At 57.6% G+C, this 19,087-nt stretch carries 19 protein-coding genes and 1 tRNA gene; 10 read left to right on the top strand and 10 right to left on the bottom strand.

Annotated features, from left to right (window positions below):
* Positions 1-17: 17 nt before the first annotated feature.
* On the top strand, positions 18-224 hold the full coding sequence (gene rpsU, locus ACFWW4_RS20920; protein WP_100367708.1) for a 30S ribosomal protein S21: 207 nt from the start codon (positions 18-20) through the stop codon (positions 222-224).
* A gap of 288 nt (positions 225-512) precedes the next feature.
* On the top strand, positions 513-1,127 hold the full coding sequence (locus ACFWW4_RS20915; RefSeq protein ID WP_411892616.1) for an outer membrane protein: 615 nt from the start codon (positions 513-515) through the stop codon (positions 1,125-1,127).
* 35 nt (positions 1,128-1,162) lie between these two features.
* On the opposite strand, the gene ACFWW4_RS20910 is transcribed toward ACFWW4_RS20915, so the two are convergent.
* Both ACFWW4_RS20910 and ACFWW4_RS20905 read right to left on the bottom strand, forming a co-directional pair.
* The gene (locus ACFWW4_RS20910; protein WP_411892615.1) at positions 1,163-2,137 is read right to left on the bottom strand and encodes a DMT family transporter; all 975 of its coding nucleotides are present in this window, start codon (positions 2,135-2,137) and stop codon (positions 1,163-1,165) included.
* Entirely contained in the window at positions 2,112-2,762 is a 651-nt protein-coding gene (locus ACFWW4_RS20905; protein WP_411892614.1) for a hypothetical protein, read from the bottom strand. Before ACFWW4_RS20905 ends, ACFWW4_RS20910 begins: the two co-directional genes overlap by 26 nt.
* Positions 2,763-3,051: 289 nt before the next feature.
* On the opposite strand from ACFWW4_RS20905, the gene speD reads away from it, so the two are divergent.
* From speD to ACFWW4_RS20880, 5 genes are all read left to right on the top strand, one after another.
* Positions 3,052-3,453 (top strand): adenosylmethionine decarboxylase, encoded by a 402-nt coding sequence (gene speD, locus ACFWW4_RS20900; RefSeq protein WP_411892613.1) that lies wholly within the window; start codon positions 3,052-3,054, stop codon positions 3,451-3,453.
* 15 nt (positions 3,454-3,468) lie between these two features.
* Positions 3,469-4,758 (top strand): rhomboid family intramembrane serine protease, encoded by a 1,290-nt coding sequence (locus ACFWW4_RS20895; RefSeq protein ID WP_411892612.1) that lies wholly within the window; start codon positions 3,469-3,471, stop codon positions 4,756-4,758.
* Between the two features lie 40 nt (positions 4,759-4,798).
* Positions 4,799-5,386: a hypothetical protein gene (locus ACFWW4_RS20890; RefSeq protein ID WP_411892611.1), complete on the top strand. Its 588-nt coding sequence runs from the start codon at positions 4,799-4,801 to the stop codon at positions 5,384-5,386.
* Between the two features lie 79 nt (positions 5,387-5,465).
* The gene (locus ACFWW4_RS20885; RefSeq protein ID WP_411892610.1) at positions 5,466-7,010 is read left to right on the top strand and encodes a polyamine aminopropyltransferase; all 1,545 of its coding nucleotides are present in this window, start codon (positions 5,466-5,468) and stop codon (positions 7,008-7,010) included.
* Positions 7,011-7,137: 127 nt separating this feature from the next.
* The gene (locus ACFWW4_RS20880) at positions 7,138-7,974 is read left to right on the top strand and encodes a mechanosensitive ion channel family protein (RefSeq protein WP_411892609.1); all 837 of its coding nucleotides are present in this window, start codon (positions 7,138-7,140) and stop codon (positions 7,972-7,974) included.
* On the opposite strand, the gene ACFWW4_RS20875 is transcribed toward ACFWW4_RS20880, so the two are convergent.
* The 4 genes from ACFWW4_RS20875 to ACFWW4_RS20860 all read right to left on the bottom strand — a co-directional run bounded on the left by ACFWW4_RS20875 (position 7,971) and on the right by ACFWW4_RS20860 (position 13,118).
* On the bottom strand, positions 7,971-10,853 hold the full coding sequence (locus ACFWW4_RS20875) for a DNA translocase FtsK 4TM domain-containing protein (protein WP_411892608.1): 2,883 nt from the start codon (positions 10,851-10,853) through the stop codon (positions 7,971-7,973). The genes ACFWW4_RS20880 and ACFWW4_RS20875 overlap by 4 nt on opposite strands.
* Before the next feature lie 12 nt (positions 10,854-10,865).
* On the bottom strand, positions 10,866-12,044 hold the full coding sequence (locus ACFWW4_RS20870) for an aminotransferase class I/II-fold pyridoxal phosphate-dependent enzyme (protein ID WP_411892643.1): 1,179 nt from the start codon (positions 12,042-12,044) through the stop codon (positions 10,866-10,868).
* Positions 12,045-12,614: 570 nt separating this feature from the next.
* Positions 12,615-12,690, bottom strand: a tRNA-Ala gene (locus tag ACFWW4_RS20865).
* Positions 12,691-12,794: 104 nt separating this feature from the next.
* Positions 12,795-13,118: a TIGR02300 family protein gene (locus ACFWW4_RS20860; protein ID WP_411892607.1), complete on the bottom strand. Its 324-nt coding sequence runs from the start codon at positions 13,116-13,118 to the stop codon at positions 12,795-12,797.
* 111 nt (positions 13,119-13,229) lie between these two features.
* Here ACFWW4_RS20860 and ACFWW4_RS20855 point away from each other — a divergent pair, with 111 nt between their 5' ends.
* Positions 13,230-13,919 carry a M48 family metallopeptidase gene (locus tag ACFWW4_RS20855; protein ID WP_411892642.1) on the top strand — a complete coding sequence of 230 codons (690 nt, stop codon included), beginning with the start codon at positions 13,230-13,232 and terminating at the stop codon, positions 13,917-13,919.
* 31 nt (positions 13,920-13,950) lie between these two features.
* Entirely contained in the window at positions 13,951-14,601 is a 651-nt protein-coding gene (locus ACFWW4_RS20850; RefSeq protein ID WP_393927666.1) for a GntR family transcriptional regulator, read from the top strand.
* Here ACFWW4_RS20850 and ACFWW4_RS20845 read toward each other — a convergent pair.
* Entirely contained in the window at positions 14,598-15,458 is an 861-nt protein-coding gene (locus ACFWW4_RS20845; RefSeq protein WP_411892606.1) for a TerB family tellurite resistance protein, read from the bottom strand. The genes ACFWW4_RS20850 and ACFWW4_RS20845 overlap by 4 nt on opposite strands.
* A 215-nt stretch (positions 15,459-15,673) precedes the next feature.
* On the opposite strand from ACFWW4_RS20845, the gene ACFWW4_RS20840 reads away from it, so the two are divergent.
* Entirely contained in the window at positions 15,674-16,741 is a 1,068-nt protein-coding gene (locus ACFWW4_RS20840) for a sterol desaturase family protein (RefSeq protein ID WP_411892605.1), read from the top strand.
* Here ACFWW4_RS20840 and lpdA read toward each other — a convergent pair.
* The 3 genes from lpdA to ACFWW4_RS20825 all read right to left on the bottom strand — a co-directional run bounded on the left by lpdA (position 16,738) and on the right by ACFWW4_RS20825 (position 18,823).
* The gene (gene lpdA / locus ACFWW4_RS20835) at positions 16,738-18,126 is read right to left on the bottom strand and encodes a dihydrolipoyl dehydrogenase (protein ID WP_411892604.1); all 1,389 of its coding nucleotides are present in this window, start codon (positions 18,124-18,126) and stop codon (positions 16,738-16,740) included. The genes ACFWW4_RS20840 and lpdA overlap by 4 nt on opposite strands.
* Positions 18,127-18,199: 73 nt before the next feature.
* Positions 18,200-18,610, bottom strand: coding sequence for an MAPEG family protein (locus tag ACFWW4_RS20830; protein WP_411892603.1), 411 nt, complete (start codon positions 18,608-18,610; stop codon positions 18,200-18,202).
* A gap of 60 nt (positions 18,611-18,670) precedes the next feature.
* On the bottom strand, positions 18,671-18,823 hold the full coding sequence (locus ACFWW4_RS20825; RefSeq protein ID WP_411892602.1) for a L,D-transpeptidase family protein: 153 nt from the start codon (positions 18,821-18,823) through the stop codon (positions 18,671-18,673).
* Positions 18,824-19,087 lie beyond the last annotated feature (264 nt).

The raw sequence follows: 19,087 nt of genomic DNA, 5'->3' as shown, positions 1-19,087 counted from the left end.
AAGGTGGTGTAAACCACATGCAGGTTAGTGTTCGTGATAACAACGTCGATCAGGCGTTGCGTGCTTTGAAGAAGAAGCTCCAGCGTGAGGGCGTTTTTCGTGAAATGAAGCTCAAGCAGCATTTCGAAAAACCGTCCGTCCGCAAGGCGCGCGAAAAGGCCGAAGCCATTCGCCGTCAGCGCAAGCTGGCTCGGAAGAAGCTCCAGCGCGAAGGTATGCTGTAAAGCGACCCTTCGACGTGACGATCAAGGAACCCCCGGCTGAGCGATCAGGCGGGGGTTTTGTTTTGCGCAAAAGCGTTGGTCTTTTCGGCTGACCCTGCGCAAATACCACGCTTTCCAACTGCAATTTCACACGCCACCGACAACGGTCGCCGTCTAAGCCCGGACCGGGGTGCGCGAATCGAACAGGTCAGACCTTCGGCGAAGCCGGACCATCTGACCTGTCCATTAGAGATGCGCTTGCCCCCAATATTAACGCGTCCAACGCCAAAGCATACACAAGGAACACAGATGCACATTTTCACGAAATCGTCCCTGGCGGCTGTCATGGGCTTTCTGCCCACCGTGGGGCTTGCCGATTTTACCGGTGGCTATGCGGGGATCGCCATTGGCACCATTAGCGGCGACGGCAAGGTCGCCGCTGAGTCAGATGGTTTTGACTTCGGTTTGGGGACATTTGACCTCAATGACGATACCAGCTTTTCCGGTTTCGCCGGTTATCAAATGCAAGACGGTAATCTGGTTTACGGCGGCGAGATTGTTCTGGGCCGGGCGTCTGACGGCGGCACACCCGACGCATCAATCGATGGCCTGGAAACCACGGCTGTCGATATCAAGGGCCGGGTGGGTTACGTCTTTGAGGATCGTTTCCTCGCCTACGGCACCGCGGGTTTCACCCAGTTGACCACGGAATTTGATGTTGAAGGCGTGGATGGTGAGGCCGATGCCGATGGCTTTATCTTCGGCGTTGGTGTCGATTATCTGATGACGGACAATATCGTGCTGGGTGCGGAATTCACCAGACGTCAGGTCGAAGGGGCATTGCCCGAGGATGTCACTGGCGAACCGACAGACATCGACCTCGACGTCAACGCACTGGAACTGCGGGCGTCATTCAAGTTCTGATCATGTGACGAGGCTCAGGACCCATTGATCCTTCGCTATGCGCGTTCTGGCTCAGCAACACGGCTGGGCCAGACTTCGCACAGGCCGGCGCACAGAACCAACGCGCCCCCGGCGATTTCCAATATCCCCAGATGTTCGCCTGCCATCAATGCCGCGGAAATGGCGCCAGTCAGTACCTCGACCATCAGCAGGATGCCGACCCGCGCCGGTTCTAGCCGTGCTGTCGCCCACATCAGCGCGCACATCGACAGCCCCCACCAGATGCCGCCCGCCAGCAGGCTCCACCCGATGATGGCCGGGATGTTCCGGATTGGCTCAGGATCGGTCGCAGGAGGTAAGAGCGGCGCAAGGATCATGGCACCGATGGTCGCGCCTGTAGCAAAAACAAAGGCGGTTTCGAGCGGGCCGGTATCTGCCTTGACCCTGATCCCGGTCGTGGCGACAGCCCAGAGAAACCCGGAGATCAGGCCCAGCCATTCGCCCATCCCGCGCGGAACGGGCACCTGTCCATCAGCGCCCAGCATCAAGGCCAGACCAGCAAGCCCCAGAAACAGTGCCGCAATCCGTAGCCGCGTGGTGGGCCAGCCCATGACGTAGCGCCCGATCAGCGTGCTCCAGACCGGGGTCAGGAAGAACAGGATCACGATAATCGCGACCCGCCCATAAAGAAGCCCAACGGAATAAAGGACAAAGGCCGCCCCACCCAGCGCAATTGACGCCAGTGCAATGGGGTTGGATCGCGCCAGATGATGCCGCCGCCGGATCGCCACAGGCGCAAGCAGAACGGCCGCCGTTGCCACAATGGCCAGCGTCCCCCACGCGCCCGGTAACCCCAGTTCGGCCAGCTTGCGCACCGGCACCCAGTAGAGTCCCCAGATCGTGCCGGTGACGACAACCAGCACTGTGGCAATAAGCGTGGTGCGATCCCGCTGCATGGGATCGGGTTTAGGGAACGGTGCTGGCGAAGGAAAGAGATAGCCCGTGCTAGATATCGCGGAATCTGTCGCCATCGCGGATCATACGGGTACCAGGTGCGGCAGACAGATAACGCAGGATGCTGTCATCCTGGTTCAGCACAACACCAACGGCCACATAGCGCATGTCGCGTGATCGCGGCCGGGTATTGTCGTCGGCATAAATGTACCAGCCGGTATCCGGCCAGCGATCCTTGCGCCATGGACGCCACGTTCGCCACGCTGATCGACGTTCGATCCGGCCGATCCGTGCGCCACCGTTCAAGATGCGCGGATCGACATGGCACCGGGCGAACATCCGGTCTTCATGGCTGATGTCATCAACCTTGGGTTCCCACACGCTGACAATATGGTGGTCCTGAAACCGGATGATGTCACCCGCTGTCAGGCCCGGAATGTCCAGCGGCTGATTATCAAGCAGGCCAAAGGCGCCGCCCTCATCACTCCCCTGAAAGGTGACCCACATCCGTTCGGTCCCGTTATGGGGCGACAGGCTGCGGAACATCAGCTTGACCAGATCACCGGGGACAAGTGCCGCCTTTTCAGCGTCGGACGGGACGAAGAATGTATAGGGGTTTTCCTGCTGGATGGGCCGCGGGTCGATTAGCTGCCACGCAGACACGTCAAGATTTGGCCCATTCTCAGGGACATCATCCACCATTTCACTCGTTCCGATCACAGACTTACCCACGCAAACAAAACCGGGATACGGGCATAAGTATGTCTTGGTGATGACATGTCAGTGCGTTCGCACACAGTGCGACGTGAAGGCCACACAATCTGTGCCGTGATCGGCATCCGCAATCAGGGGTGGTGTTGCGCAAATGCTGCCATTAGACCTGACGCGCATTCGGGTCGCCGTAACATGACCCCACGAAAAACCATACTGGTCAGAATTTTGCCAAGATTGCCCGCCAAGGTCCGAACAAATAGTAAAAGGTCATTGAGACGTGAATAAGCTGACAGTTGATGGAATGCGCCCAACGGCATTGGGCAAACATCTGATTGCAGATTTTTATGATGCATCGCGGTTGTTCGAATGTGCCCCGGCGGGCGAGATACTGCGTCAGGCAGCATTGGCCGCCAAGGCCACCGTGCTTGAGGTCAATATGCATGATTTCGGCGATCGCTGTGGCTTTACCGGCGTGGCCGTGTTGGCCGAGTCCCATATCTCGATCCACACCTGGCCGGAAAACGACTATGCCGCGATTGATATCTTCATGTGCGGCGATGCCGAACCGATGCGCAGCCTTGAAGTGCTGCGCCAGTATTTTACCCCCGGTCGCGAGCAGGTGGATATCCTGCAGCGCGGAAATATGGCGCAGTTTGCCCTGGCTGCGACATCCGCGTGACCCGCAAACCATGTCATGAGTGAGCTGCGCAGTTGCTACATCACATTCAGTACCTGCGCCCTCTTTCTGGTGGCTTACGCCCTGAACGGGCCGACGCTGAACGCCAGCTATCTCGACACTTTGCCCGAAGCGTTTGCTGGCGTTTTACGCCATGGCAGCCTGTTGCACCTTTCGGGCAATATACTAGTGATCTTTTTTGGTGGTCTGATCGCGGAGCAGCGTCTGGGCGCGGCCCGGCTGCTTGCGCTGATGCTGGCCTGCGCCATCGGCAGCACGCTGGCCCAGTATTACATCGCAGGGCCCCGGTTCATCGGGGCGTCGGGAATATCCTACGGGTTGCTGGCTTATGGGGTGATGATGGCCCGGCCCCCGTCGGGCATGGCGCTTGCCGGTCTGGCCGTGCTGGTGCTGCTGATCCTCGAAGTGGTCTATCTGTCGCGATCCGTTGCCGTCTACGTCCATATCGCGGGCGCCCTGATCGGAGGAAGTCTGGCCGTGTTTGAATCCCTTTTCGGAAGCAAGACCCCGACACTGAAACCCATGCAGGCGAGCCATATCGCGCGGGTCGTCGAAATCATCGGCCAGACCGATGATGATGACGCAGAGGAAGCCGAATCAGGGTTTTTGGAAGAAGGTCTGGAGGGCATGTTCGTCCTGATGCAAAAGGGCGAAATCCTCGGCGTCACCGGCTACAGTCTCGATGATCAGGTAGATGACGTCGCGTGGCTTTCCTGGACCTATCTGGACCAGAAACAGACCGGTCAGGGGCTGGGCGGCGAGATGCTGAACGGGCTTCTGGGCAAGCTGAAGGATTTCGGGGTTCGCAAGATCTTCATGGCGACCAGCGACTACGCCGCCTTTGGCCGCCCGATCTATGCCAACGCCCACAAGATGTATGAGGATTTCGGTGCGCAGGTCGAGTTGACCGTTCCGAACTATCACGATGTGGGCGAGGCCAAGATCGTCTATGGCCTTGATAATCCAGAATTTGTTGCACCGCCACCACCACCGGCAAGCCCGCAGACCGGGCTGGCCATCGCCGATATCGCCAAGGAACCCGAGACCAAAAAGGTCATGGGCCTACGCTGGGAAGAACGGCCAGTAGGGCTGGCGGGCATGGAATATGCACTGGGAAAAGCAGCTGACAAAGGCGCGCGGATGGTCGTTCTGACCCTGCCAAGCGACCTGTCAGATGCCAATGCCGTTGCATTAGAAGCGCACAATTTCAAAAGATGTGGGATGCTCAAAAATTACTACAATCCTGCATTGCATCAGGTATGGTGGGTATGTTTGTTGGGGGCATAATCAGCTAGTGCGTTTTTTGCGTACGTCAAAGGAGAGGCTTATGCTTCAAAACATTAAATTGATCGGCGCAATCGCCGTCGTTGGCTTTATTGGCTATTCCGTTGTGTCCGGTTCCGCGTCTGAGCAGACCGCAGACTTGGGTCAGGTTCTTGACCGCACAGAATTCGTTCTGACCGAATATCAGGGTTATCTGGGCGAAAGCGGCATTACCGATGTGACCGACCAGCAAATGGCTGAATTCACAGAATTCTACACAGTCGTTCTGAACAGCGAACCACGCTTCTACGGCAAGACCCTTGGTCTTGAAGTCATGCCAGACGCCACATTCCTTGGCTTTGCGGACGAAAACGCCAATGGCGTGCAGGACACCGATGAAGGCAAGGTCTTTACCGTTGAAATCGACGAGGCGAACCGTCGCCTGATCGCCACTGACGTTGCCGGCAACGCCTCTGGCCTGCAATTCTCGGGCACCGGTTTCCTTGCCGGTGCGTTGATCGGCAACCTGATCAGCCGCCAGCGCGGCGCAGGCATTAGTGCTGCCAGCTTCAACAACCGCACGGCCACGCCACGCAGCAACTACCGCCCGCCATCCAGCGCGCGCACAGGTGGTCCACGCTCTGGCAAGTAAGCCTGCATAGACAATCAGGGCCCAGTGACGCCGAGCGCGTGCTGGGCCTTTTTTATTGTTTCAACTCAATAGGTTTCCCGTGGCAAAACGCGAATACAGCTACACCGATCTTCCACAGAAACAGGCGGTCGTCCTGTTGGGGTCCATCCTGGTCGTGGCCCTGTGCGGCATCGTCTACGAACTGATCATCGGAACCGTATCCAGCTATCTGCTGGGCAATTCAGTCTATCAGTTTTCGCTGACCATCGGCTTTTTCATGTTCGCCATGGGCGTGGGCTCTTACGTGTCCCGCTTTATCGAAGGCAATCTGGTCCAGGCCTTTGTCTGGGTCGAACTGATCCTCGCCTTTGTGGGCGGCATGTGCAGCATCTCGCTTTTCATGCTCTTTCCCTATGCCCCGTGGTTCTATCAGGTGGGCATGTTCACCTTCATCTCGACCATCGGCTTTCTGGTGGGCCTCGAAATCCCGATCCTGACGCGCATCCTGTCGGAACGGTCCACCACCCGGCAGTCCATCTCTGACGTGCTGTCGCTGGATTACATCGGCGCACTTGTCGGCTCCGTCGCCTTTCCCATCCTTTTGCTGCCGTCGCTGGGTCTGATCACCGCATCCTTCGCCATCGGCCTGACTAACGCGGCTGTTGCCCTGCTGAACATTTTCTGGCTGCGGGCCTATTTGGATAACTTCCACCGGATGCTGGGTTATGCGATTGCCACGATCGTTTTGCTTTTCGTGCTGACCTTGTCCGCGTCCAAGATCACCGGCTTTGCGCAGGATCACTTGTATTTCGACCGGGTTGTCTGGCGCGATCAGTCGCAATATCAGAACCTTGTCGTCACCAACACGTGGAAGACAAACGACATCCGCCTGTTCATCGACGGCCATCTGCAATTCGCCGAGACCGATGAATACCGCTATCACGAAGCGCTGGTGCACCCCGTGCTGGCCTGGGGGGATGCGCCGGAAAGCGTGCTGATCCTGGGCGGCGGTGACGGTCTGGCGATCCGCGAGGTGCTCAAGCATCCATCGGTGACCCAAATTGATCTGGTCGATCTGGACCCGGAAATGACGCGGCTGGGGTCAGAGTTTGCCCCGCTGGTCCGCCTGAATGGCGGCAGCATGCAGTCCGATATCCTGACCGTTTACAATCAGGATGCGTTTGTGTTCGTCAAAGACGCCGAGCAAAAATATGACCGGATCATCATTGATTTCCCCGATCCGCATAATGAGGCTTTGTCCAAGCTATATTCCGTCGAATTCTACGCCATGGTGTCGGCCATCATGGAGGACGGGGGCACGCTGGTCACCCAAAGCTCCTCTCCTTTCTTCGCGCCGCATTCCTACTGGACGGTCGCATTGACACTGGAAGAGCTGTTTCCGGACGTGATCAGCTACAACACCCCGATCCCGTCTTTCGGCATCTGGGGGTTCCACATGGCCAGTAAACAGCCTGGCGGCACGCTCGGGCCACTACCCGACGGGCTGCGGTCGCTGACACCCGAAAGCTTCGCCGCCGCCCAGAGTTTTACCACGGACCTCAAGCCAAGGCGGGAGTTGGAAGTGAACTCGATCTTCAACCCGACGATTTACGAGGAATACAACGCGGATTTGAGCCGAATCTGAACCACTTTCGCGGAACCAATGCAGGGGTCGCTGGTTAGGACCCTGTAGGCCACGTACAAGGTGATCGGTGGAACCTGTCCAGATTCTCATGGAACAATTGAACGCCATTGCGAGGGCGTCTATTGAAATGCTGCCGCAAATCGTGGTGGCCATCGTCGTAATTTTTGCGACTTGGGGTTTGAATTGGCTAGCAAGCTATGTGCTGCGCCGCATTCTTGGCCGGGCGAGACTGCGTCAGAGCCTGAAAGAACTTTTCTCTTTGGTGCTGTCGATCTTTATCTGGGTGCTCGGCGTAATGATTGCGGCCGTCATCGTTTTTCCCGGACTGACGCCTGCCAGCATTCTTGCAGGACTTGGTATCGGTTCGGTCGCCATTGGTTTTGCCTTCAAGGATGTCTTCGAAAATTTCCTTGCGGGCATCATCATTCTTTTTCGCCGCGAGATGCGCATTGGCGACCACATCGAATGTGAAGGGATCGAGGGTCAGGTAACCCATATCGCTATCCGCGAAAGCCATATCCGTCAGACCGACGGACAACTAGTCATCGTCCCCAACTCCATCCTGTTCAAGAACCCGGTCACGATCCGTACCGACAAGGATATCCGCCGCGTTACCATCATTTGCGGCGTGGCCTATGACGAGGATGTGGATCACTGTCGGTCAGTCATCACCGATGCCGTCAAATCCTGCGACACCGTCGTACAGGATGGCAAGCCGGTGCAGATTTTCGCGCAGGAATTTGGATCGTCGTCGATCAACTTCGAGGTGACGTGGTGGACTGGTTCGGCTCCTGTCGATGTTCGGACATCCCGCGATCAGGTCGTCGCGAGTGTCAAACGCGCCCTTAACCACGCTGGCATCGAAATCCCATTCCCCTACCGCACCCTGACATTCAAGGAACCGCTACCGATCAAAGGCATGTCAACGGACAATGCCGAAAAGGACGCGGATGGCGATGCCTAGTGCTGTTCCGGCACCAGGATCTCGCGCTTGCCCACGTGGTTTGCGCTGCTCACCACGCCTTCTTCCTCCATCTGCTCAACCAGACGCGCGGCCTTGTTATAGCCGATGGCCAGTTTGCGCTGGATATAGCTGGTCGAACATTTGCGATCCTTGATCACAATGGCGACCGCCGTGTCATAAAGCGCGTTTTCGGCGTCTGATCCATCACCCAGACCCAGCACAAGATCGATGCTGCTTTCGGCATCATCAGAAGGCCCTTCAACGACACCGGACATGTATTCCGGCGGACCGAACCCTTTCAGATGGTTGACGATTTCCTCGACCTCTTCATCGCTTACGAAGGGGCCATGGACGCGGGTGATCTTGGACCCGCCTGCCATGTAAAGCATATCGCCCATACCCAGCAGCTGTTCGGCCCCCATTTCACCCAGGATCGTGCGGCTGTCGATTTTCGAGGTGACCTGAAACGAAATACGGGTGGGGAAGTTGGCCTTGATCGTGCCGGTGATCACATCGACGGACGGGCGCTGAGTTGCCATGATCAGGTGAATACCGGACGCACGGGCCATCTGCGCAAGGCGCTGAATGCAAGCCTCGATCTCCTTACCCGCGACCATCATCAGGTCGGCCATCTCATCGACGATCACGACGATATAGGGCAGAACCTCTGGCTGGAATTCCTCGGTCTCGAAAATCGGATCGCCGGTTTCATCGTCAAACCCGGTCTGCACAGTGCGGCTGAACATCTCGTTCTTGGATAGGGCATCCTTGACCCGGCCATTATAGCCATCGATGTTGCGCACGCCCATCTTGGACATCTTGCGATAGCGTTCTTCCATCTCGCCCACGACCCATTTCAGGGCGACAACCGCCTTTTTGGGGTCGGTGACGACGGGGGACAGCAGGTGTGGAATGCCGTCATAGACGCTGAGTTCCAGCATCTTGGGGTCGATCATGATCATCCGGCATTCTTCAGGGGTCAGCTTGTAAAGCAGCGACAGGATCATGGTGTTAATCGCCACGGATTTACCGGACCCGGTGGTCCCCGCGATCAGCAGATGGGGCATCTTGGCGAGGTTCGCGATGATCGGTTCGCCCCCGATATCCTTACCCAATGCAAGCGGCAGTTTGTGGTTGCCGTCGCCAAAGTCCCGATGGCTCAGGATTTCGCGCAGCACGACCTTTTCGCGGTTCTCGTTCGGCAGTTCAATCCCGATGACCGACCGGCCCGGCACGGTGGACACACGGGCCGACAGGGCCGACATGGACCGGGCGATATCATCCGACAGGCCGATCACGCGGCTGGCTTTCAAACCCGGGGCCGGTTCAAGCTCGTACATCGTGACAACTGGGCCGGGGCGGACTGACACGATGTCGCCCTTGACGCCGTAATCATCCAGCACGCTTTCCAGCATGCGCGCGTTTTCTTCCAGCGCCTCATCGCTCAGATGGTGGCGTTGAATCTCGATCGGGTTCATCAGCAGCCCAAGCGGCGGGTGCTCGTAGCCGGGATATTGGTCTTCAAATTTCAGCGTCGGTTGCGCCTCTGCCTTGGCCTGAGTGGAGGGCTGCGGGGCCTTTTTCGGCGGGTGTCTTACGACGCTCCGCGGCTCTGGCGTGGGGGCGGTGGGGATATGCGGCGCAGGGATCGGCATGTGTGGTTCGGCCATGCGCGGCGCATTCGGATCCTCGAACACCGCATCGATATCGCTGGCCACATCATCAACCGGATCAAAGATCAGCGGTTTGGGGCCGCGCCCGGCCGTCAATGAGGGTTCGATGCGAACGCCAGTCGGCGATGGCGGCACGGACCGGTTCTTGATCGCGTCGGCAATGCGCGCGCTGACCCGGTCGCTGCTGCCGGTGGGTGGTTCTTCTGCCGTTGGCTCCGGTGTGACCAGTTCCGGTTCCGGCATCTCGTTCCGCTTGAGCAGGCCGGACAGGAAGCCGCCGCTTTGTTGCGGCTCTGCCGCTGCACGGGCGGGTGCGGCCAGCGGCGGGGCCGGTGGCATTTTGGGCGCGGTCAGGGGTGGTTCCTGCGTCGGCACAGCCGGGTTGGCGCGAACAACAGCGGCAGCCCTTGCCTTGAAATCCGGCACCGGCACGGCGCGTTCGGCCCGCGCCTCCGCCGTCAAAACGGCATCGCGGGCGGATCGTGCATCGGCCGCTTTTGCCCGGCGCGTTTGCACAGTTTCGGTCAGGCCCTGAGCCGCATGGGCCGACAGGGCGGCGCCGCGGCCCAGAATTTTCAGGATCAGGGCGTAAAGCATGATGGTACCCAGCATGACAAAACGCAGGGCGGTCCTGACCTCTGGCTTGGTGAAGCCCAGCACAAAGGCCATCAGCACCAGCAGGGCCCCGAAGGACAAAAGCGACAGGAGTTTGACTCCAAAGATCGTCCCAAATGGCACAATGGTCAGGATGACGGCAAGCACGGTATCGCCAAACAACCCGCCAAGGCCGAAATTGGCTGGCCAGTCGGCCCCCGGCGTGAGCGTCGCGGCATGAACCGAGGCCAGCACGATGGCGACGGGCGCGAACACCAGCCGCCCGATGGCACGTTCCTGCCCGCGATGGGTGATGAAACGCGCGCCCCATGTGATCAGGATGACGGGCAAAACCCAGATGCCAAGACCGATGATCATCATCAACGGGGCCGCCAGTGACGCACCCATATGCCCAAGCCAGTTCTGCACCGGGGCGTCTGTGGCAGAGATCCAGCTGGGATCGTCGGGGGAATAGCTGCCCACCATCGCCGCGATCAGGAGGCCCGCAAAGACCAGACCGATCCCCAGCAATTCCTTGCCGCGTTTTTCGATTGCGGCCTGGGTGGTGCTGTCCAAAAGCGGATCGCGCTGCCGTGTCTGATATGATGCCATTCTGCTCGTTCCTTAACCGTAGAGACAGTCGCGGATCTGGGTCAGACCGCGCTGCATTTCTTGTGTTGGGGCCACCATGGCGACCCGGATGTAACCTTTGCCGGGGTTTTCACCCGCTACTTCGCGGCTGAGATAGGCGCCCGGCAGCGTACGCACGCCGGTGTCCTGCCACAGCTTCAGCGCCGCCTCTTCTCCGTCATCCACCTGTAACCACAGGAAAAATCCGGCCTGCGGGGACATGTAGCCGGGGATATGCCCCAGAATATCGTCGGCGATGTCATACTTGCGGTGATAAAGGCTGCGGTTTTCTTCCACATGACCTTCATCATCCCAGACCTTCGTCGCCACCACCTGCAAGGGCCCGGGCAAGGGCGCACCGGCGAAAGCACGCAACTGGCGCAACCGGGCGATGGATTTCGCACCACCCGCCGCGAAGCCGCAGCGCAGACCAGGCAGGTTGGAGCGTTTCGACAGCGACTGGAAAATCACGACCCGATCAGGGTCCGCCCCCATCCGGGTGGCAATCTCAAGTCCCCCGGGGGGCGGTGTGTCGCGGTAGATCTCGGAATAGCATTCATCGGCGAAGATCTTAAAATCGTGTTTTTCGGCAAGTGTGATCAGGTCGCGCCAATAGGCTTCATCGGCCACAGCGCCTTGCGGATTGGCAGGCGAGCAGAGATAGGCGATGGCGGTGCGGTCCAGGGCTTCGCTGGAAAGTGAAGCGAAATCAGGCAGATGGCCGGTGGCTTCGGTTGCGGGCACATAGACGGGTTCAGCCGCGACGGACAAGGCCGCGACCGCATAAACAGGGTAAAACGGGTTTGGCGTCAGTACGACAGGCTGTTTGCCGTTCTTGGTTTCCGGGCACAGCGCCATGGCCGCGTTATACAGCCCCTCGCGCGTGCCGTTCAGCGCGATGATCCGGTCGTTGGACACGTCTAACCCATAGCGACGCTTGAGAAATCCGCCCATGGCGGTCAGCAGATCGTCCTGCCCTTCGTTGCTCGGATAGCTGTTGAAACCCGCCAGATTGGCCGCAAGGATATCGCCCACGAAGGCAGGAAACGCATGGCGCGGTTCGCCAATCGTCATATTGATCACGTCCGACGCCTTGCTGGGTACGTTGAGTAACGCACGCAGACGTGGCCACGTCGCAACCGGGAGGTTCGAAAACCGCTCGGGAAACACCATAACTGCCTCAATTCGCGGGATCATTTCGCCCCGCTTTTGATCAAACTAGCGCGCAGGGTGGTGCGCTGTCCAGAACAAGGGAACGGGGGCGGCAATAATGTGGCTTTTTGGTCAGGCCAAAGGGTGTTGCGTGCCCCCCACGGTACGGTGGTTTCTGATGTTCGAGGCGAATCGTGGGTTAACAGCTTATTTTACTGGGAAATGCGCGGCCGGCATCACGTCGGATTCGCGTCGGCAAAACGTCGGACCTTTTGGTGGCGTTTGGGCGGATTAACCGGGCGTGCTGGGGAATGTGTTAACGCGTGTTAAGGATTTGGAGCGTTGTCGATAATCAACGCGATGCTGCGGATTTTGCTGTCAGATGATAGGACTACGTTGAGCAAGGCTGGCCTAAACGTGAAATTTGACGCGACCGCTCGATCAAGAGTTTTATTCGGGGCTAATCAGCTACTGAAAGCAAGAAATTCCGTGTCTAGAAGGGCTAATGTATGCAGGAATCATCGTGATCGGTGTTCCACCTCTGTGTAACAGCAGACAGTCAAGTATCTAAGTGATTGATTTTAAGAGATATGGTGGAGCCTAGGGGAGTCGAACCCCTGACCTCTTGCATGCCATGCAAGCGCTCTCCCAACTGAGCTAAGGCCCCATCTGTGGCGATCTGAGTCGCCGGGTGCAGCGTTTCCGCTGCGATCTGCTGTCTATGCAGCAGACCGGGCGAGATCAAGCATAAATCGCGCCCGGTACGATTGTTTATTCGTCGTCGTTCGTGGCGACATCAGCCAATTCATCAAGCGAGACGGTGTCATCATCGTCATCATCTTCCAGAACATCGTCGCCCAGATCGACATCATCGTCATCGTCGTCATCATCCAGGACCAGATCGTCCTCGGTGTCGTCCTTCATCTTCTTGGTTTGCGCATCTTCCGCATCCGCGACCATGGTGCGGGTCTTGGATGTGTCGACGGTCACCTCTTTACCCGTATATGGGCTGATGATCGGTGTCGCGTTCAGGTCGTAAAAGCGTTTGCCGGTTTCGGGGCAGAGGCGCTTTGTGCCCCACTCTTCCTTAGGCATGGGCCATCCCTTCAAAATCTGTCTGACGTCCCCTTGCGGGTGATCGGTGCCAACTGCCATAAGCGGCCTTGCGTGTCAAAGCCTTTGGCACTTCAAATGCGAGAAGCTGATATGGGCCGTCATACGCTTGAAGGCAACCCCCCGATTGAGGTCACGTTGCGCCGCTCGGCCCGGGCCAAACGATTGTCATTGCGGGTCTCACGGCTGGACGGGCGTGTGACGCTGACATTGCCCCCACGCGCCGCCGAGCGGGAAGGTCTGGTTTTTCTCAAATCGCGAGAGGCCTGGCTGCGCAGTCACCTGACCCAGCTGGCACCCGGCGTGCCGGTGCGGATTGGCGGGACAGTCCCGTTTGAGGGCTGCGATCTGCCTGTCACACTTGGCGCGGGGCGCTCTGCCCGGTTGGAGCCTGATCGGGTTATCGTACCAACGGCCGATACAGCGGGTCCGTGCGTTCAGGCCCTGTTCAAGACGCTCGCTCGTGACAGACTGGCGGCGGCATCGGACGCCTATGCCGCCCAGGTGGGCAGGTCCTACAGCCGCCTGTCGTTGCGCGATACCCGGTCCCGCTGGGGGTCGTGTTCCAGTAAGGGTGTGTTGATGTATTCCTGGCGCCTGATCATGGCGCCGCCTGAAGTGCTGCGATACGTGGCTGCACATGAAGTGGCCCATCTGGTTGAGATGAACCATTCGCCCGCCTTTTGGAACCTTGTTGAGCAGCTTTATCCAGATCACGCGCCATATCGCCTATGGTTGCGCGAAAATGGCGATCATCTGCACAGGATACTGTTCGCAGATTGACCCTTCTGCGCGGAGAGATCACAACACTGATATGATGATCCAGCCCCGCCCCGTCGATCCGAACACCGCCGCACATGAGCGTGTCTACCGGGCGCTACGCACACGGATCATGCATGGCGAGATTGGACCAGGCGAGGCGCTGACGCTGCGGGGTATCGGCAAGGCCTACGATGTCTCCATGACTCCCGCCCGCGAGGCCGTGCGCCGTCTGGTTGCGGAAGGCGCGCTGTTTCTTTCATCCTCAGGTCGCGTTTCAACCACAGCCTTGTCAAATGAACGGATCGAGGAACTGGCAACGTTGCGCGCCTTGCTTGAGCCGGAACTTGCGTCGCGGGCTTTGCCACGTGCGCATTTTGCCCTGATCGAACGGCTGGAGGCGATCAATCAGGGAGTCAGCCAGATGGTCGCTCGGCATGACGCGACGGGCTATATCCGGATGAATCTGGAGTTTCACCGCACGCTGTATCTGCGTGCCCAGGCCCCGGCGATGCTGGCCATGACTGAAACGGTGTGGTTGCAATTAGGGCCAACGATGCGGGCTCTTTACGGGCGGTTGAATCGCAAGGATCCCCCATATCATCACAAGATGATTCTTGCCGCGCTCAAGGCGGGGGATGAACCAGGTTTGCGGCTGGCCGTGCGCGGTGACGCGACACAAGGCCTTAGAATGTTAAAGGGCTAGACCGGGTGCGCGTCCATATCCTTGAACGCCAGATAAAGGACGCGCCGGAAATCTTCGCCCGGCATACCCAGACCGTGGGCTAACTCGCTGGCGAACTTGTATTCCGACGGCAACATGCGCCCGCCGGCCATCGTGATGTAAAGGACACCCCGCAACATGATATCCTTTTCGCTGTCGCGCAGCCCTTTGCCGAAATTGATATAATCTTGTGTGCTGAGGTTAAGATGCACCCGGTCGGACAAGCGCATGATCTCGGTCGGGCTGTAGCTATGTTTCGTCAGGCGCTTCATGGTTCTGGCGATCATCTTGATCTCACCGGAGGAGACCAGGCCATCGCACTTGGCCGCATGGCAGAGCGCTAACAGTATCTTTTTGGCGGCGCGTTTCCGAAGGGGTCCGTTCGGATCAAGCGCCAAAAGCGATTTCACTCGGCGAATGATGATCGCGACCATGGCCAATGCCATGCCGATCAAAACGCCGTAAGTCTGGAGGTTTCGTTCAAAGCTGTTGCGGGCCTCTGGCGAAATCTCGGGGTCAATCAGGTTCAATGACTGCGCGGTCACCATTTGATCGGTGCTGAATTCGCGCAGTTCGGACCCTTCGCAGCCCTCATCAACCAGTACGTAGCCCTGCACGTCGCTGGTAAGCGGAAAATCAAAGATATGAAAACCAAGCGTGCGATAACACAGTGACATCATTCCTTCGCTGCGACTGGGGATTCTGGTGGGCGCAACAAATTCGAGATCCTTGACCATGAAGTCGGAGAATCTGAAATTTTTCCAATCGTCGAGGGAAAGCGCATGTGCCGGTGTGATCGATCCCATCAGGAAAAGCACAGCTGCGAGTAGTTTTTTCATTTATATCTCAGACGTCTCACTCGATACGCGCCTTATTAAAGGAACAATTGTGGCGGAGTTGTGTTTGTTTGCGTGTTTGTGTGGGGCAATTACTACCCGTTGCTACGACGATTTGGTCTTAAATCTTTTTCCTTCGCCGCAATTGCGCTGAAATGTTGCCATAGTGTTGCTTATACAGGAACATAGCCGCAATCTTGCATGGATAACTGTCGATAATGGAAACGATAAGCCACCTCTTCTCGGAGATGTATCAGATGCTGTCCGAGCAGTTTTCTGCGCTTGTCCAGACGCCGTTCGACCCTGCGGCTCGGTTGTTCTGGCTGTATCTATGTACTGCTGTTTTATTCGCGTATTGGGTTTACCACCGTTATAGCAAGACGGACGCGGGCGCAGAGCCCCGCACGTTGGGCTCGTTCCTGCGCTTTCTGGTGCCGAAATCAGTGTGGGGCCATCCATCAGCATGGCTTGATCTGAGATTTTTCCTTGTAAATCAATTCACTGGTAAGCTCCTGTATGTCAGCCTGACAGGAGCAACGACGGCCTTTGTGTTCTATTGGGTGACCGGTGGAATAAGCTTCGTCGACGTCATCAAAGCATCCGAGATGCCCGGATTTTCGGATGTTGTGATCTCTTTGATCTATATGTTTGTCGTGATCGCCATTACAGATTTCGCCGCCTTTTACATCCACTATCTACAACACAAGATCCCGATTCTGTGGGAGTTTCACAAGGTGCATCACAGTCCCGAAGTCATGCATCCGATCTCGAACTTTCGCGAACATCCGTTCGACAACGTGGCTTATGCGCTAGGAATCGGATCGGTCTACGGCATTGTCTTGGGAAGTGTGATGGTCTTTCTCGGCTATCTACCGAACATGCCAACTGTTCTGGGTGTGCCTATCCTGCTGTTTCTCTTTAATGCTGGCGGCTATCACCTGCGTCATTCCCATATCTGGCTGCGCTGGCCCGGACGGTGGTCGATGGTGTTTCCCTCGCCAGCGCACCACCATGTGCATCATAGCTGCCATCCCGATCATCTGGACAAAAATTTTGCATTCCTGTTCCCGCTCTGGGACGTTTTGTTCCGGACCTATGAAATGCCTAAGGACAACAAGGATGTGAAGTTCGGAATCTACGGGGTTGAAGAGTCCGAATATACGTCAGTCTGGAAGCTGTATTCCATCCCGTTTCGCAATATCTTCAATAAGATAAAGACGGGCAAGTCGCTGACGGTCAATGAGGAACCGCGCCAGAACAAAGCCCCGGCGCAGGTCGATCCCTAGGCGTGAATGGCCCCGTCGCCACAGGCAAGAGCTGCTTCGCGCACCGCCTCTGAATAGGTGGGATGGGCGTGGCAGGTCCGCGCGAGGTCCTCTGCCGCAGCGCCGAATTCCATCGCGACGCAGATTTCGTGGATCAGGTCGCCGGCCATGGGACCAATGATATGCGCGCCGAGGATCCGGTCGGTTTCCTTGTCAGCCAGAATTTTGACAAAACCTTCGCCAGCGAAATTGGCCTTGGCACGGGCGTTGCCCATGAAAGGGAACTTGCCAACCTTGTAGGCACGCCCTTGTTCTTTCAGGGTTTCCTCGGTCTCGCCAACATTGGCAACCTCGGGATGCGTGTAGATCACTCCAGGGATCACGCCGTAATTCACATGCGGATGCTGCCCAGCGATGCCTTCGGCGACGGCCATGCCTTCATCTTCTGCCTTGTGGGCCAGCATGGGCCCATCGATGGCATCACCGATCGCATAAATCCCTTTGATATTCGTGGCATAACGGCCATCCGTTTTGATTTGCCCGCGTTCCGACACCTCGACACCCAAAGCATCCAGGCCCAATCCTTCAGTGTAAGGTTTGCGGCCCGTCGCCACCAGCACGGTGTCGGCGTCCATCACATGTTCGCTGTCATCCTTGCGCAGCTTGTAGGTGACTTTGGCCTTGCCGCCTTTGACGGCAACACCCTGGACTGCGGCGCCGAGTGTAAAGTTAAGGCCTTGCTTTTTCAGCATTCTCTGGAAGGTCTTGGCGATTTCAGCGTCCATCCCCGGGGTGATGTGATCAAGAAATTCGATGACCTGCACCTCGGCCCCGAGGCGCGCGTACACCGAACCAAGTTCAAGACCGATAACACCGGCACCGATCACCACCATTTTTTTGGGGATTTTGGGCAATTCCAGCGCGCCGGTGGATGTCACAACGGTTTTTTCATCGACGTCGACACCGGGCAGGGATGACGCCTCGGACCCGGAGGCAATGACGATATGCTTGGCTTCGTGGATGTCATCACCCACCTTGACCTTGCCCGCCTCAGGTATCGAGGCCCAACCCTTGATCCAGTCTACCTTGTTCTTTTTGAACAGAAATTCGATGCCGCCGGTGTTCTGGGCGATGGTGGTTTCCTTATAAGCCAACATCTGTTTCCAGTCGACGGAAGGTGCTTTTCCCTTCAGGCCCATGTCAGCGAAATTGTGTTCGGCCTCGTGCAGCATATGGCTGGCGTGCAGCATGGCCTTGGAGGGGATACAGCCGACGTTCAGGCAGGTGCCGCCCAGCGTTTCACGGCCTTCGACACAGGCCACTTTCATGCCCAGTTGGGCGCATCTGATGGCGCAGACATAGCCACCGGGGCCGGCACCGATTACAATCACATCATAGCTGGGCATGGGTTCTCCTTTAGTCATTTTGGTGTGTCGGACTTGCGTCGGACAAACGTCGGATTTGCGTCGGGCATATCTGTCAAATCAGGGCCGACACTATCATGAGCATGGTCGAGAGAAACCCCACCAACCAGATAAGCGAGCGCCATGGCATCAGGCCAAAGTAATAGGCCGGCACATAGAGGATACGTGCCCCCAGATAAGTCCAGGCGCAGGCGGCGGTCAGCCCAGTGTTCTTGTCACCCAGGCTGACGACCAGAACGGCGATGGTGAACAGTATCAGCGCCTCAAAATGGTTGTTGAGCGCGCGCAGCAGGCGGCCGGTCTTGTCGCTGAGTAATTCACCAATGGGCTTGCCAAGCCTGCTTTGGTCGCGGGGCGACATGGTCTTGCCCGGCCCAAGTTCGAGATTGGCCGGCACGGCCATGAGGACGAATTGAAGACCCTGCAGCAATGCGGCCAGGGCGAGGACGGTCAGTTCAGGGGTCATTATGCTGCCTCCTTGAGGTCCCGGATCAGGTCCGGGACGGCGGTGTTCAGTGTTATCGGCCTAATCCTGAATAGTGATCGGCGTGCCGTTGGGAACCAGTGACCAGATCTCTCGCATTTCTGCATTGGTGACGGCAATGCAACCATTTGTCCAACCCCAACAAGTCAGAAAAGGCTGGAGGAAACTGCGGTCGTTCAGGGTGCTGTGGATCATGGTGTTCCTGCAGGCGGACCAGAGATGTAAACCTGTTACGGTTTGATGCCACTCCTTGATAGCATTTGCTGCGTCAAAGGAGACTGACCATAGAGTTGAAAGGGAAGGACAAATGCCGCGCTTATGCGGTGCGGATCGCGTCGACGAGCAGGCTGGAGCGTGAGCTGGTTGCGGCTTGCTTCACCGGTTGAAAATCGAGTGGTGATCTGAGCGACTTATAGTGGCTCGATGGCGCGCCTTGAGCCCCACTTTCCGAAGTGTCAT

Source organism: Yoonia sp. SDW83-1 (assembly GCF_046762885.1).
GTDB lineage: Bacteria > Pseudomonadota > Alphaproteobacteria > Rhodobacterales > Rhodobacteraceae > Yoonia.
This window is presented reverse-complemented; position numbering and strand designations above follow the sequence as displayed.